The sequence below is a fragment of the Aeromonas sp. s10 genome (assembly GCF_040907975.1).
Lineage (GTDB): Bacteria > Pseudomonadota > Gammaproteobacteria > Enterobacterales > Aeromonadaceae > Aeromonas > Aeromonas caviae.
In genome coordinates this window covers 1-15,279 of record NZ_JBFOCV010000047.1, presented here as the reverse complement: position 1 = coordinate 15,279, position 15,279 = coordinate 1, and the positions used below count along the sequence as shown (strand labels likewise).

Here is a 15,279-nt window from a genome sequence, read left to right as displayed (position 1 = left end):
TCTGACATCACCAAGAGTACGTTCGCGGTGCGAAATATCAATGTAAAGTTCCCGGCAAGTTTCAAAAATATGACCGAGTGCAAATAATCATGATTCTTGGTGTGGGCACTCCCAGGCCACTCATGTCGGCAATGACAACGCTTTCATGGTGGTTTCACCGTTCTCCTGCGCAGATCTTGCCGTCAAGGCAGAACTTTCTTTGTTAACCCGGTGGCAACATATAATTTTGTATCACAAAAAAAGATGGGCCCGGCGGGATGCCCACTGTCACGAGCGTGAGCCGTCCCCCCGACAGACGGGGGGACCAGGGATGTGAAAGGGGTGAGAGGGCCTGTGACTGAATGGATGAGGCAACCCGTCATCGCCCGTGAAGACGTGACGGGAGCATCAAGAGAAGGGTTGCGGCAAGGCCGTACTGCGGGCAGGTAGACAGGGAACGCGCCCCGGGTCTGGTGCGAACCAGACCCGGGGGTTATCAGGCCTGGCTCAGGATTCGGGGGATCTGCTGGGCCTGGTGGTGTATGTGCTCCGAGACCTGTACCGAGAGGCGGCTGCCCTGGCGGGCGTGCTGGCTGATGCGACCGATGAGGGCGGCGAAGCTCGCCAGCCTGTGCTCCTGGCTCTTGGCATTGTCGGCGCCCTGCAGGGCGATGACGGCGGTGCTGCGCGCCATCTCCCGCACCGTCAGGGTGGTCTGGCGCAGCTGCTCCGCCTGCTGGCGCTGCTCGGCGGCCTCTGCGGTGATGCGGGCCAGCACGGTGGCGAGCTGATCCCCCGCCTGGGTGAGGCTGGCCAGGATTTCGGTGATCTGGCCGAGGGAGCGCTGGGTGTCGGCGGAGAGGTGGCGCACCTCGTCGGCTACCACTGCGAAGCCGCGTCCCTGCTCCCCGGCCCTGGCTGCCTCGATGGCGGCGTTGAGGGCCAGCAGGTTGGTCTGCTGGGAGATATGGCCGATGACGTCGACGATGGCAGTCACGTCCTCCACCGAGCGGGTCAGCTGGGCCAGGGCGCCGCTGCTCTCGTCGATGGCGAGCCCGGTCTGGGCGGTAGCCGTCAGCATGCCCCCGACCAGCCGCTCGCTCTGGCTCATGGAGTGTTCATTGTGCTGGGCGTGCTGGGCGATTTCGGCGGCGACCTGGTGCACCTCGCTGGCGAGCTGGTTGAGCTCCTGCATCATGGTGTCGCTCTCATCCACCGCCTGCTCCGTGGTGCGGGTGCTGTGATGGATCTCCTGCACCTGCTCCACCATCTCCTGCAGGCTGGAAGAGACGCTGGAGAGCTGCCCCGCCTTCTGCTGCTGATCCTGTTGCAGGCGCTGTATCAGGCGGTTGTAGCTCGCGACGATGTCCGCCAGTTCGTTGCGCTCGCGCCCCGGGGTCAGGAGCTGGGCCTGACCCGTGGCGTCGAGCTGCAGGAAGGCTGCCCGCAGTTGCAGCAGGGGCCTGACCAGCCAGCGACGCTGCACCAGGGCGAACAGCAGGGCCACCACGACCAGGCAGAGCGCCAGCATGCCGAGCACGGTGGCCAGCTCCCGGTTCATGGTCTGACGGGCGGCGGCGAGTTGCTCACCCAATTGCTCCCCCGCTTGCAGCAGCTGGGTGATGTCCTGCTGCACCATCTGACGAGCGGCCTGCTGCTGTTGCAGCGCCTTGCGGCTGTTTTCCAGCTCCTGGGGATAGCGCTTGAGCAGGGAGGTCAGCTCGGCTTTGGGCTGATCCCCGAGCTCCTTGCGTATCGGCTCTCCCAGGGTGAATTCGTCGGCCGGTGCCTCCTCGAAAAGTGCCAGGCTCGGCAGGGCGGCCAGGGAGTCGGCCTGCTTTTGCAGGGCAGCCAGTTCGAATTGCAGCCCTTCGAGACGCTTGGCACTCGCCTGCTCCATGTAGTTCTGGCGTTGGTGGGCAAGGGAGGGGAGGGCGCTAAGGATGTCGGCCGCCCCCTGGCGATACTGCTCGGCAAGGGCAGGATCCCGCCCGGCGGCTGCTCCCTGCTGGCCGTAACGGAGCAAGGCTTTGGCCTGGGTGGTCAACTCGTTCTCGGCATTTTGCAGCAACCACTGGCTGTTGCCGGAGAGCTTGCCCGCCGCCAGATAGTCGCCGTCAATGCGGGTTTTCATCTGCTCAAGCCGGGCGTTTAGCGGCTGGGTCTGGGGATCCTCCAGGCGGGACAACAGCGCCAGCGCCTGCTGGCGCACTCCCTGTGCCTGGGCCAGCAGCAGGGGATCCCCGCTGCCGAGATAGTCGCGAAGCGCCCCCTGCAACGGACCGCTCAGTTGCTGTTGCAGGCGCTCCTGCAGACGCTGGGCCTGGGCCGAGTGGTTGAATTGTTGCCAGCCATGATAGAGCGCGGTGGCCTGGACACCGGCCACCAGCAGCAAGACGAGGGAAGAGAGGGAGGCAAAATGGGCAATTTTCACATCAGATTCCTGCTTGAATCACGCAATGGGCGCGAGCTTAATCAGGTCTGATGGCGTTTTTATGACAGTGGCCGTGCCAGCTCCCGTTGACCTGGGCTTTTCACCAGCAGGCCGAGCAGGGCGCCGCCCATGATGAGCCCCCCCGCCAGCAGATGGCGCGGGGTGAGCGCCTCGCCGTTGAGCCAGACCAGCAGCAGGGTGCTCAGCAAGGGAGTGAGGTAGGCGAGCGCGCCGATGCGGCGCGGATCCCCGTCCCGCAGCGCCAGATACCAGGTGACGAAGGCCGCCCCCATGGGGCCGAGGGCGAGCCCGGCGATAAGCAGCCAGTCTCCCTGGGGGATCCGGGCGAATGGCAAGGGGCCTTCCAGCATCCATGCCAGCAGCAGGGCCAAGAGGCCTGCGGGCAGGCAGGCGGCGGCCGTGACCACGGCGGGAGCGGGAGGCAGGCGGCGGGAGAGCACGGAATAGGCGCCCCAGACGATGGCGGCGCCGAGGGCCAGCAGGTAGCCGGGCAGATGGGCCTGTTGCAACTGCAGGTGACCATCGACCATCACCAGCACCGATCCCGCGAGACCCAGGGCCCCGGCCAGCAGATGGTGCAGGCTCAGGGGATGACCCGGCAGCAGCAAGGGGGTGAACAGGATGATGCACAGCGGCCACAGGTAGTTGATGAGGTTTGCCTCCAGCACGGGGGCGTGGCGAAAGCTTGTGAACAGCAGCAGGTGATAGAGCAGCAGGGCGGTGATGGTCACCAGCCAGGTGAGGGGGCTGGCGCGCCACTGGCGCCAGAATGGCAGGGTGCCCGCCCCGCAGAACAGCAGCACCAGCCCCACCAGCACCAGCGGCGAGACGCTGGTGATCCGGGAGGTGAGCGCGGCGAGGGAGGCCCACAGCAAGATGGTGAGCAGGGCAAAACCGGTGGACTGGTCCCACCAGGAAGACGCAGGCATCCAACACTCCTTTGCAAGATGAATGAACGAAAAAGAGGGCCAGTCTAGCAGACTGGCCCTCGTCACACAGCGTTGCCGTGACGGTGCGGGTTATGACTCCCGGCTCGGGACGGCCCCTGCCGCCGGAGCCAGGGACTGCCCCTTGACGTACCAGACGATGAGGGCCAGCACCAGCAGTGGCAGCACGGGGTCGAACCAGGTGCCGCCGGAGCCGAACAGCAGGTTCAGCAGGGCGACGCCGGTGCCGCCGATGGCCCAGGCGATGGTGGTCGGGATGGACCAGACGATCATCTGCTGCTTGACGTCGGAGATCCCCATCATGCGGTTGACCACCCAGAACAGGCTGTCGTTGAAGTAACCGAAGAAGAGCGACCCCATGGTGGCGGCCTGGGCGGCCAGCAGCATGTTGACCCCGGGGATCTGCGCCAGGATGGGGGCGGAGATGGAGGCCGCCGTCACCATGGCCACGGTGCCGGACCCCTGGATGAGGCGCACCAGAGTCGCCACGATGAAGGGGATCAGGATGGGGGAGATGGGCAATTGGGCGATCTGCTCGGCCAGTTGCTGGCCTGCGCCACTGTCGCGCAGCACGGCCCCCAGCGCCCCGCCGGCACCGGTCACCAGCAAGATGATGCCGGCGGATTGCAACCCCTCTTCCAGGCGGGCGGCGGTGGCGTGCCTGTCCATGTGCGGGACCAGGGTATAGACCGCCAGCAGCACGCTGATGGCCAGCGCGATGATGGGGGTGCCGATGAAGTTGATGCCCTGCACCAGGGGGTTCGCCATCAGGCCATCCATGCCCTCCAGGGTGGCCAGAGTGGTGAAGATGGCCTTGACGAAGATGAGCACGATGGGCACCAGGATCGGCAGCAGCGACAGGGTCAGGCTCGGCAGGGTCTTGCCCTCCTTCTCCTTGAGGTACTGCTCATAGGTGGCTTGTAGCTCGTCCGGGGTCTGGGCGGCCTGGGCACCGAACTCGGGGTACTTCTTGTCGAGCCACTGGGCGTAGAAGACGATGCCGAGCACGCAGGGGATGGCCAGGGCCATGCCGGTCAGCAGCATGGCGCCGATGTCCACGCCAAACAGGCCGGCAACCCCCAGCGGGCCCGGGGTCGGCGGCACGGTATGGTGGGTTACCACCAGGCCGCCCGCGAGCGCCACCCCCAGGGTGAGCAGGGAGCGCTTGCCACTTTTTGCCAGCGCCTTGGCCACCGGATAGAGGATGACGAAGGCGGAATCCACGAAGATGGGGATGCTGACGATGTAGCCCGTGATGGCCAGTGCCCACTCCTCGCGGCGCTTGCCGAGCCACTTGATGAAGCTGTAGGCGATCTGTTCGGCGGCGCCGGAGACCTCAAGCAGGCGACCCATCATGACCCCGAGGCCGATGACGATGCCGATGCTGCCGAGGGTGGAGCCAAAGCCCTGGGTGATCACGGTGAGGGTCTTGTCGATGCTCATGCCGCCGGTGATCCCGGCGATGCAGGCCGCCGCCAGCATGGCGATCAGGGCGTGCACCCGGGTGCGGATGACCAGGAACACCAGCACGAAGACCGCGATGATGAGACCGATGATGGGGGTTGGGATGTCGCTCATGATGCCTCCTGCATGTCATGGGTGATGAAACTGTCGATGATGTCGGCAAACGTCCTGTCTGCCGCGAAGCCGAGGGCGCTGGCCCGCTGGTTGTCGATGCGTCCCGGCCAGCTCGCCACGATGCGCTCGATGGCCGGATCGGCGGCAAACTGCACCCGATCCCGGGCCGCCTGGCCACCGGCCCGGGCGAGGGCCTCCAGCATCTCGCCGACGGTCACGCTGATGCCGGGCAGGTTGATGCTGCGGGCGTCACCGGTGGCGGGGAGCCTGGCCGCCAGCAGGAAGTTCGCGACCACGGTGGCGGGGCTCGAGAGCCAGAGGCGCAGATCCGGGTTCACCGGGCAGATGGCGCTCTCCCCTTGCAGCGGCTCGCGGATGATGCTGCTGACAAAGGAGGAGGCGGCGCGGTTCGGCTTGCCCGGCCGCACGCAGATGGTGGGCAGGCGCAATACCAGACCGTCGACGAAGCCCTTGCGGCTGTAGTCGTTGACCAGCAGTTCCCCCATGGCCTTCTGGGCGCCGTAGGAGGAGGTGGGGGTCAGGGCGGTACCGTCATTCACCAGCTCCGGCAGCGGGCCGCCATAGACGGCGAGCGAGCTGGTGAAGACGAAGCGGATGCCCGGCCGGGCATGGCGGCACGCCTCCAGCAGGGTGCGGGTGGTGTCCAGGTTGACCTGCCAGCCCAGATCGAAGTCCTGCTCCGCGTGGCTGCTGACGATGGCGGCCAGGTGGTAGACCACGGCGGTCCGCTCGCTGATGAGGGACTCGGCGACACCGGGTTCGGTGAGGTCGGCCCGCAAACAGCGAACCCTGGGGTCCGGCAGGGGGGATTGCGGCTGCTGGATGTCCACCAGCAGCAGCTCGGTGAAGGGGTGGGGGCCTTGCAGCAGGGCCCGGGCCAGTTTCTGGCCCAGGAAGCCACCGCCGCCGGTGATGATGATCTGCATCTTGTTATCCTCAGACTCGTTCATGTTCAGGGTCGTTATTGTTGTGTCAGCCAGCCCAGCCCTTCCCGGGTGCCGGCTCTGGGGTTGTATTCGCAGCCTATCCAGTCGTGGTAGCCCGCCTGCGCCAGCGCCTTGAACAGGTGGGGGTAGGCGATCTCCCCCTCGTCCGGCTCGTGGCGATCCGGCACCGAGGCGATCTGGACGTGGCCGATGGCCGGACCCAGCTTGCCGATGAGGCGGGTGAGATCCCCGTCCATGATCTGGGCGTGGTAGAGGTCAAGCTGCACCCCCACGTTGGGCCTGTCTATCTCCTGCACCAGGGCCAGGGCGTCGAGCTGGTGGGCCAGGAAGTAGCCGGGCACATCTCTATCGTTGAGCGGCTCCAGCAGCACCTTGATGCCGTCTTCGGCCAGGAAGTCGGCGGCGAAGCGGATGTTGTCGATCAGGGTCTGGCGGTGGGCCGAGAGGCTATGAGCAGGGTCCACGATGCCGCTCATGGCGTGTACCTTGGTGCAGCCGAGCGCCAGGGCATAGTCACGCACGCTTGGCAGGTGGCCGCGAAACTCCGCTTCCCGCCCCGGAATGGCGGCCATGCCGCGCTCCCCTGCCGCCCAGTTGCCCGGCGGCATGTTGAACAGGGCCTGGGAGAGCCCCTGCTCGCGCAAGCGGCGGCCCAGCTCGGCGGCCGGCCACTCGTAGGGGAAGAGGAACTCCACCGCTTCGAAGCCTGCGTCGCGGGCGGCGGCGAAGCGCTCCAGGAACGGCACCTCGGTAAACAGCATGGTGAGATTGGCGGCAAACTTGCTCATGGTTTCATCCTCCTCAATTCATCAATTTCGGGTTCGCTCAGGTAGCGGATGGAGTGGCCATGGAGCATCAGTGCCAGGCGCGCCGTCTCCTCCAGCTCTTCCATGTTGTTGACCGCATCCACCAGATCCTTGCCCGTCACCACGGGGCCGTGGTTGGCAAGCAGGAAGGCGTTGCCTTCGGGGGCGCGGCGCCCCAGCTCCTCGGCGATGCGGGCATCCCCCGGCTTGTAGTAGGGGATGAGCGGCAACTGGCCGACCCGCATCACGTAGTAGGGGGTGAAGGGGCGGATGACGTTGGCCGGATCCAGTCCCTCCAGGCAGGAGAGGGCGGTCAGGTGGGTGCAGTGCAGGTGCACTACGGCCCGGCAGTCCGGATTGTTGTGGTAGATGGCGAGGTGGAAGGCCACCTCCTTGGAGGGGCGATCTCCCCCCAGGTGTTCCCCCTGCAGGTTGACGTGGGAGAGCCTGTCGGCGCTGAGCCGTCCCAGGCAGGAGCCGGTCGGGGTGGCGATCAGGGTGCCGTCCGGTAGCAGGGCGGAGAGGTTGCCGGCGCCCCCGGTGGCATATCCGCGCTGGAAGAGGGAGGCCCCCAGCATCACCATGGTGTCGCGCAGTGCCTGTTCAGTCATGGAAGTACTCCTGAGCCTTGTCGAAGAAGTCGTCGCTCCCGAAATTGCCGGACTTGAGGGCCAGCGACAGGGGGGCGTCGATAGCCCGCACCCAGGGCACACCGGGGGCGATCTGCGGGCCTATGTGGAACGCCTTGACGCCGAGGGCCTGGGTGACCCGGCTCGAGGTCTCGCCACCGGCGATGATGAAGCGGTCCACGCCGGCGCCTTGCAGCAGTTGGGCGAGGCGGGCAAAGCAGTGTTCCACCGCGTCGCTGGCCGCCTGCTGGCCGTGGGTTTCCTGAATGCGGGCCAGCTCAACCGGGCTGGTGGTGGCGTAGACCAGCGGCGCCGGGGTACGGGGCTGGTCCAGTACCCAGCGCGCCAGCTCGGCCGGGTAGTCGGCCTCTTCGAGGCAGCGCACCACATCCAGCGCCAGGGCAGGAGCGTGCTGGCGATAGCGGGCCACCTGACGGTTGGTCATCTCGGAGCAGGAGCCCGACAGCACCGCGGCGCGGGTGCCTCTGGGCCAGCCCGCTTCGCGGGCACCCTGCAGATCGCCGCTGCCAAGCTGACGGGCCAGGCCGATGGCGAGGCCGGATCCGCCGGTCATCAGGGGCATGTCGAGGGCGGCGGTGGCGATGTCCAGCAGGTGCTGCTCGGTCAGGGTGTCGACCACGGCGTAGCGCACACCAGCTTGCGTTAGCTGCTCAAAGGCGTCGGCAATGGCGCCGGGTCCCTGTGCGATGGTATTGAACGGCACCAGACCGGCACGGCCCTGGGCCTGCCCCTCCATCAGCCGCAGCAGGTTGCTGTCGGTCATGGGGGTGATGGGGTGATGGCGCATGCCGGACTCGGCGAGCGGCTGGGCGCCCACGAAGAGGTTGCCCTGATAGACGGTGCGACCGTTCACCGGCAGGGCCGGGCAGATCAGGGTGAACGTGCTCTCCAGCGCCGCCAGCAGGGCGTCGGTGACGGGGCCGATGTTGCCCGCCGCCGTGCTGTCGAAGGTGGAGCAGTACTTCTGGTAGATGCGCGGGCAGCCGCGGGCCTTGAGCCAGTCGAGGGCCGCCAGGGAGTCGCGCACTGCCTCATCGGCCGGGCAGGAGCGGCTCTTGAGGCTGATCACCACGGCGTCGACCCCGGTCAGATCCGCCTCTGCCGGGATGCCGGCAAACTGGATGGTGGAGAGGCCGTTCTCCACCAGGAAACCGGCGATGTCGGTGGCGCCGGTGAAGTCGTCTGCGATGACTCCGAGTTTCATGCTTGCTCCTCCTGACCCGGCAGGGTGATGCCTGAGAAGATCTTGATGACGGCGCTGTCATCTTCCTGGCCGTGGCCCGCGTTGCTGGCACCGAGGAACATGTTCAGCGCCGTGCTCGCGAGCGGCAGCGGGAAGCGCAGCGCCTTGGCGGTGTCCGCCACCAGGGTGAGATCCTTGACGAAGATGTCCACTGCGGAGCGGGCCTGGTAGTCACCGGCCAGCACCCGGGGCATGCGGTTTTCAAACATCCAGGAGTTGCCGGCGGCATGGGTCACCACGTCATACATGAGATCCAGGGACACCCCTGCCCGGCTGGCCAGCGCCATGGCCTCGGCGGCCACCGCGATGTGCACCCCGGCCAGCAGCTGGTGGATGATCTTGACCGTGCTGCCCTGGCCCGGCTCGCTGCCGACCCGGTAGACCTTGCCGGCCACCGCATCCAGCACCGGGGCCAGCTTGTCGAAGGCGGCGTCGGCGCCTGCGGCCATCACCGTCATTTCGCCGGCATCGGCCTTGATGGCACCACCGGAGACCGGCGCATCCAGCATCGGCAACCCCATCAGCGCCAGCTCGGCAGCCAGGGCGCTCGCCTCTTCGGCGGCGATGGTGGAAGAGACCATGATGGCGGTGCCCGGTTTGAGGTGGCGAGCCAGCCCCGCTTCGCCGAGCAGGATGCGGCGCACCTGGGTGGCGTTGACCACCAGCAACAGCACGGCATCGAGTGTCTCGGCCAGGGGCCTGGCATCGGCCATGACGGCGGCGGCACCGGCCTGCTGCAACTGGCCGCGGGCCTGTTCGCTGAGGTCGATGCCATAGGTGGTGAGCCCGGCCCGCAGGCAGGAACGGGCGGCGCCCATGCCCATGGCGCCCAGGCCGATGACCGCAACATGATAGGGAGTGCTCATCTCGTGATTCCTCGATTACGACTGATGAGCAGATAGTAGAGGCTTGCGGCGATGAAATATCAGGCAGTCGTCACAAAAAATAACTTAATTGATGTTAATTTTTGTTATTTATGAGGGTTGAGATTCTTTCGAGTCAAATTTTGGCGTTTTTTGTGTGAATAAATGTGATTTGTGAGCCCGTTTCAGGTTATTTATCATTTTTTCCCAGGTCGCTGGGGTAGAATGGCACCTTCCTTTTCCCGAGGCGCGAGGCAAGATGATTCCCGTAGAGCGACAGCAACGTATCCTGCAACTGCTGGCAGAGCGCGGCGTGGTCAGCATAGTGGAGCTGACCGACTGGCTGCAGGTCTCCCACATGACCATCAGGCGCGACATCCAGAAGCTGGAGGAGCAGGGGCGGGTACTCTCCGTCTCCGGCGGGGTCAGCCTCTCCCAGCGGATCAAGAGCGAGCCCTCCCACGCCGCCAAGCGCAGCCTGATGCAGGGGGCCAAGCTGGCCATTGCGCGGCTCGCCGCCGCCCAGGTGAGCGAGGGGAGCACCGTCTATCTGGATGCCGGTACCACCTCCCTGGAGCTGGCCCGGGAGCTGGCGCTTCGGGAAGATTTGATGATAGTGACCAACGACTTCATGGTCTGCGCCTACCTCATCGAGCACGGCCGCTGCCGCCTCTATCACACCGGGGGGCAGGTCATTCGCGAGAACCAGTCCTGTGCCGGGGAGGCCACCGCCCACTTCCTGCGCAACCTCCATCTGGACATCGCCTTCCTGTCAGCCTCCTCCTGGGACAGTCAGGGGATCTCCACCCCGAGCGAACAGAAGGTGCCGGTGAAGCGGGCCGTGGTGGAGTCGGCGGCGACCCGCATCCTCATCTGCGATTCGTCCAAATATGGCAAGGTGGGGACCTTCAACGTGGTGAGCTGGGATGCGATCGATCAGGTGATCACCGACGAGCAACTGCCCCAGAGCGCCCGCGAGGCATTGGCACAGCACGGGGTCAGGGTGACCATGGCGCCGCTGGCCAGTCTGGTGGCCAGCGCCGAACAGGGGTAAGGAAAGGGGCGACAGGGGGCGAACCACAGCGCCACCTGGCCGGGATCAGCGACCCTCTGCGGCCGGTGCGTCCGTCAGCTTGGCGGAGCCCTGGATCACCTCTCCCGCCTTCTCGATGTCCCGCCCCATCCCGTGGATGGTGTTGCAGCCCAGCAACCATAGGCTGGTGCAGAGCACCAGCAGCATGCGATTCGTCTTCATCCTTGCTCCTTTCATGCTATGGGGTCAGTTTGAGCAGGCGCCCCTGGCCTGAATCCGTCAACAGGTAGAGAGCGCCGTCGGGGCCCTCCTTGACGGTACGGATCCGCTCCCCCAGATCGGTCAGCAGCCGCTCCGCCGACACTATCTTGTCTCCGTCGAGGTGCAGGCGCAACAAGGCCTGACCACGCAGGGCGCCGACGAACAGATCCCCCTGCCACTCCCTGAACAAGTCCCCCTGATAAAAGGTCATGCCCGAGGGGGCGATGGAGGGCACCCAGATCCAGCGCGGTGCCGTCATGCCCGGCGCGCTCTGGCCCACGCCAATCTTGCCGCCCCCGTACTCCTCGCCGAATGTCACTTTGGGCCAGCCGTAGTTGTGGCCGGGCAGGATGAGGTTGACCTCGTCCCCGCCCTGGGGACCGTGCTCGTGAGCCCAGAACTGCTGGCTGCCCGGGCGCAGGGCCGCCCCCTGCATGTTGCGATGGCCCAGGCTCCAGATCTCCGGCAGGGCCCCCGGCGTCTTGACGAAGGGGTTGTCGGCGGGGACCCGGCCATCCTTGTGCAGGCGCACCGTCTTGCCGAGGTGGTTGTCCAGCGTCTGGGCCCGCTCCCGCTCGCTGTAGCGATCCCCCAGGGTGATGAAGAGGTGGTCATCCGTCAGCACCAGGCGGGAGCCGAAGTGGGCGCCGCCGGCCACCTTGGGCTCTTGGCGAAACAGCAGTTGCCAGTCGACGAGGGCCTCTTTTTGCAGTCGGGCCCGGGCCACGGCGGTGCCGGCGCCTCCGTCCCCCGGCTCGCTGTAGCTGAGATAGAGCCAGCCATCGCCGTCCAGGGCGAGATCGAGCAGACCCCCCTGACCCGTGGCGGCGAGGGGCGGCAGGCCGGAGACCACATGGCGGTTGCCGCCCGCATCGATGCGCAGCAGGCGCCCAGGGCGCTCGCTGACGAGGTAGCCGCCATCCGGCAGGAAGGCGAGCCCCCAGGGGTAGCGTAGCTCCCCCGCCACCGGGGTCAGGGTCAGTGCCCGCACCGGGAGCACCAGGCAGACAAGCAGCAGGGCAAACAGTCGCAACATGGGACCTCCTCGAGCGGCCAGACCTGAATGTCGCTGAAGTATAGGGGAGGCAAACGGGAAAACGTGAGCAACAACAAGCCATTGGGTGATACCGGCGGTGCCGGTTGTTCCTTGGGGCAGGAAGGGAAAGGGGGTGAGCCAGGGCTCACCCCCCTCTGGCTAGAAGAGGGCTGGCACGATGCGAAGCGGGTGATCCGATGGTTTGACTTTGCCTATCTTGCGCTTGGGCAGCTTCACCGGCTCCGCCGGCAGCGCCTCGTAGGGGATGTGCGCCAGCAGGTGGGAGATGATGTTGAGGCGCACCCGTTTCTTGTCCTCGGAGTGGGCCACGAACCAGGGGGCCCAGGCGGTGTCGGTGGCGATGAACATGGCATCCCGCGCCCGGGTGTAGTCATCCCAGCGATCGAAGGACTTGATGTCCATGGGGGAGAGCTTCCAGATCTTGCGGCCATCGTCGATGCGATCACGCAGCCGCCGCTCCTGCTCTTGTGGGGTCACCTCCAGCCAGTACTTCAGCAGAATGATGCCAGAGTCCACCAGGGCTTTTTCCACCATGGGGGTGCCAGCTAGGAATTTGTCGCTCGCCTCCTCGCTGCAAAAACCCATGATGCGCTCCACCCCGGCCCGGTTGTACCAGCTGCGATCGAAGATGACGATCTCCCCCGCCGCTGGCAGATGGGGGATGTAGCGCTGGAAGTAGAGCTGGCTTTTCTCCCGCTCCGTGGGGGCGGGCAGTGCGACGACCCGAAAGACCCGGGGGCTGACCCGCTCGGTGATCGCCTTGATGGTGCCCCCCTTTCCAGCCCCGTCGCGCCCCTCGAAGACGATGCAGACCTTGAGCCCCTTGTGCACCACCCACTGCTGCAGCCTGACCAGCTCCACGTGCAAGAGGCGCAGCGCCTTTTCGTATGCCTTGTTGCCAAGGGGCTTTTGCGCCTCGGCCACGACCGGTTCTTCCGTTCTGGATTTTCGTTTGCTGCCCATGATGTCCTTCTCTGTGTCTCGGCGAATGGAAGGCCGTCCTGCCGGACGGCGCCCTTCAAGGGTAGATGACGGTGTGCCGCCACCGGGAGTGGCAACGACAGGGGGATGTTAGACATCAGGTCCAGGGGAGGGTGCTGCTCCAAAGGTATGGCAAGAGGGGGTGTTACCGCCATAAGACTCTATTTTTATGTGGTTTTTGGCATATACCCCAGGTTGGATTGAGCCGTAGCGGGCCTGTCAGTGACAGCTATCTTCGATTGCAACTTGTCTGCTAGTATCGACTCCGTCGCCTTTTGTCGCAGGCCGTCATTCCTAATAAATATATCATTTAAATACAAGTGGATAGGGAGATCTACATGGCTTCAAAAACAGGCGTTAAACAGTCATTGCAACTTGTAGAGCGCCTTGCTGACGGCTCACTGCGGCAAATACCTCTTACCGATGCTGTCATCATTCCGGCTCAATCTGGCGCCAAGTACGCGTTAATCGACACCTCGACCGGCAAATCCCCAGATGGCTTGTTCGTCAAACGCAAGGGCGGCTCGCTGATCATCGAATCCAGTGACGATGGCGTTCTGGTGGAACTCACCGATTTTTATGATGAACCAGATACTGCGTTTATTCCCCAGGCGGAGCTGGATGGCTCGGCCTTGAACGGTGCCGCGGTGACGAGTGAGAGCCCGGTAATAGAGACGGCTGCCAATGGTGAGCAACTCATCTGGCAGGGGAGTTCTGATAGTGATTTCTTCACCCCCATCACGGTCGGGTTGGGGGCACTTGGTCTTGGCGGGATCGCGCTGGCTGCTGGCAGTAGTGGAGGCGGCGATAGTGATGGTGGTACCGATGCCAGCGTCGTCAACAGAGTTGCGGGGACCATAGTGGGCGGCCCGGTTGTCGCTGGCAATGATCTGCGGGTCGAGGTTTACCAGGCTGACGGTGTCACTCTGCTGGGAGAGGCGCAGGTCAATCCGGATGGCACCTTCTCAATCGCGGTTGGCAGCTATCTTGGCGTGGTCATCGCCCGGGTCGTTAACACCGGCTCCAGCGCCGACTATCTCGATGAAGCGACCCAGGCAGGCAAAGACCTGAATGCAGAGCTGTTTGCGATGGAAGTTGTGTCGCAGCCTAATTCTACCGTTACCGTCAATCTCAACGTTCTGAGCACCCTGGCTTATCACAAGGTGCAAGATGCGGCTGCCGGTAGTTTGCCCGCCGAATCCATGGTCAACGACATCAACAATGCCGTGGCCGACCTGTTTGGTCTGCCGAGTTTGCATGGCACCACGGTAGTGCCGACCAATGGCGGCGCCTTTGATAGCGCCAACGGCCTGAGCGCAGGCGAAATATATGGAGCCGTACTGGCAGCATTATCCGGTGCCGATAGTCAGAACGGTGGCAATAGCCAGAAAACCATCGAGGATCTGCTTGCCGGGTTGCAGGTCAGCAACGGCAAGGCGACGTTGACAGAAAGTGCGCAGGGGATTGTCGTCCAGGGCGGGGAATATACGTCAGCGCAAACGGGGCAGAATTTGACGGATGCCGTTGCCGGGGTGGTTGATACCTTCGCACCCAAATTCAGCTCAAGCGCGACGGCTGCTGCCATTTTGGAAAATAGCGGTGCTTTGCAGAGCGTGTATACCGCTGTCGCAAGCGATGCGGGCGATGTCACTTACAGCCTCAAAGTGGTGGGTGATCACGCAGCCTTCAGCATCAACCCCGTGACGGGGGTTGTCACCCTGATTGGCAATCCTGATTACGAAGTCAAGGGAAGCTACAGCTTCACCGTGGTGGCCACCGATGCGGCGGGCAACGCCAGCGAGCAGGTGGTTACCTTGGGGGTCAATAACCTGGATGACACAGCCCCGACCATCACCTCGGGGACCACGGCCAGCGCCATCGATGAGAACAGCGGTGCCGGGCAGGTGGTTTACACCGTGACCAGCACTGACAGCGGCGACATCTCGACCGGTAGCACCAGCTACAGCCTGAAGGCGGGAGCGGACGCGGCGCTGTTCAGCATCAATGCCGCCACGGGCGCGGTGACCCTGATTGGCAATCCGGACTACGAGACCAAGGGAAGCTACAGCTTCACCGTGGTGGCCACCGATGCGGCGGGCAATGCCAGCGAGCAGGTAGTCACCTTGGGCATCAACAACCTGGACGAAGTGGCGCCGACCATCACCTCGGGGGCGACGGCCAGTGCCATCAATGAAAACAGCGGTGCCGGGCAGGTGGTCTACACCGTCACCAGCACCGACAGCGGCGACATCGCGACTGGCAGCACCAGTTACAGCCTGAAGGCGGGAGCGGATGCGGCGCTGTTCAGCATCAATGCCGCCACAGGTGCCGTGACCCTGATTGGCAATCCGGACTCCGAGACCAAGGGAAGCTACAGCTTCACCGTGGTGGCGACCGATGCGGCGGGCAATGCCAGCGAGCAGGTGGTCACCTTGGGGGTCAACAACCTGGACGAAGT

Annotated in this window: 13 protein-coding genes; 2 read left to right on the top strand and 11 right to left on the bottom strand. The window is 64.8% G+C overall.

The window, feature by feature from the left end:
- Positions 1-475: 475 nt before the first annotated feature.
- From AB5Y59_RS17725 to ltnD, 8 genes are all read right to left on the bottom strand, one after another.
- Complete coding sequence (locus tag AB5Y59_RS17725; protein ID WP_336577898.1) at positions 476-2,413, bottom strand: methyl-accepting chemotaxis protein; 1,938 nt, start codon at positions 2,411-2,413, stop codon at positions 476-478.
- 59 nt (positions 2,414-2,472) lie between these two features.
- The gene (locus tag AB5Y59_RS17720; protein ID WP_368212449.1) at positions 2,473-3,363 is read right to left on the bottom strand and encodes a DMT family transporter; all 891 of its coding nucleotides are present in this window, start codon (positions 3,361-3,363) and stop codon (positions 2,473-2,475) included.
- 90 nt (positions 3,364-3,453) lie between these two features.
- Positions 3,454-4,959: a GntP family permease gene (locus AB5Y59_RS17715; protein ID WP_010673294.1), complete on the bottom strand. Its 1,506-nt coding sequence runs from the start codon at positions 4,957-4,959 to the stop codon at positions 3,454-3,456.
- The gene (gene denD, locus AB5Y59_RS17710; RefSeq protein ID WP_042864308.1) at positions 4,956-5,906 is read right to left on the bottom strand and encodes a D-erythronate dehydrogenase; all 951 of its coding nucleotides are present in this window, start codon (positions 5,904-5,906) and stop codon (positions 4,956-4,958) included. Before denD ends, AB5Y59_RS17715 begins: the two co-directional genes overlap by 4 nt.
- 35 nt (positions 5,907-5,941) lie before the next feature.
- Entirely contained in the window at positions 5,942-6,715 is a 774-nt protein-coding gene (otnI, locus tag AB5Y59_RS17705; protein WP_039041065.1) for a 2-oxo-tetronate isomerase, read from the bottom strand.
- Positions 6,712-7,344, bottom strand: a complete 633-nt coding sequence (locus AB5Y59_RS17700; protein ID WP_041214644.1) for an aldolase — start codon at positions 7,342-7,344, stop codon at positions 6,712-6,714. Before AB5Y59_RS17700 ends, otnI begins: the two co-directional genes overlap by 4 nt.
- Positions 7,337-8,587, bottom strand: coding sequence for a 3-oxo-tetronate kinase (gene otnK, locus AB5Y59_RS17695; protein ID WP_368212448.1), 1,251 nt, complete (start codon positions 8,585-8,587; stop codon positions 7,337-7,339). Before otnK ends, AB5Y59_RS17700 begins: the two co-directional genes overlap by 8 nt.
- Entirely contained in the window at positions 8,584-9,492 is a 909-nt protein-coding gene (ltnD, locus tag AB5Y59_RS17690; protein ID WP_128313712.1) for an L-threonate dehydrogenase, read from the bottom strand. The genes otnK and ltnD overlap by 4 nt, the downstream gene beginning before the upstream one ends.
- A gap of 256 nt (positions 9,493-9,748) precedes the next feature.
- Here ltnD and AB5Y59_RS17685 point away from each other — a divergent pair, with 256 nt between their 5' ends.
- On the top strand, positions 9,749-10,543 hold the full coding sequence (locus tag AB5Y59_RS17685) for a DeoR/GlpR family DNA-binding transcription regulator (RefSeq protein WP_010673300.1): 795 nt from the start codon (positions 9,749-9,751) through the stop codon (positions 10,541-10,543).
- A gap of 45 nt (positions 10,544-10,588) precedes the next feature.
- Here the strand turns inward: AB5Y59_RS17685 and AB5Y59_RS17680 are convergent, their stop codons facing one another.
- From AB5Y59_RS17680 to ppk2, 3 genes are all read right to left on the bottom strand, one after another.
- Positions 10,589-10,744, bottom strand: a complete 156-nt coding sequence (locus AB5Y59_RS17680; protein WP_010673301.1) for an entericidin A/B family lipoprotein — start codon at positions 10,742-10,744, stop codon at positions 10,589-10,591.
- 16 nt (positions 10,745-10,760) lie between these two features.
- Positions 10,761-11,819, bottom strand: a complete 1,059-nt coding sequence (locus AB5Y59_RS17675; RefSeq protein ID WP_010673302.1) for a PQQ-dependent sugar dehydrogenase — start codon at positions 11,817-11,819, stop codon at positions 10,761-10,763.
- Positions 11,820-11,978: 159 nt separating this feature from the next.
- Positions 11,979-12,803 (bottom strand): polyphosphate kinase 2, encoded by an 825-nt coding sequence (gene ppk2 / locus AB5Y59_RS17670; protein WP_010673303.1) that lies wholly within the window; start codon positions 12,801-12,803, stop codon positions 11,979-11,981.
- A gap of 356 nt (positions 12,804-13,159) precedes the next feature.
- Between ppk2 and AB5Y59_RS17665 the strand changes: the two genes are divergently transcribed.
- Positions 13,160-15,279 (top strand): cadherin domain-containing protein (locus AB5Y59_RS17665; RefSeq protein ID WP_368212447.1); only part of this gene is annotated, 2,120 nt, incomplete at its 3' end.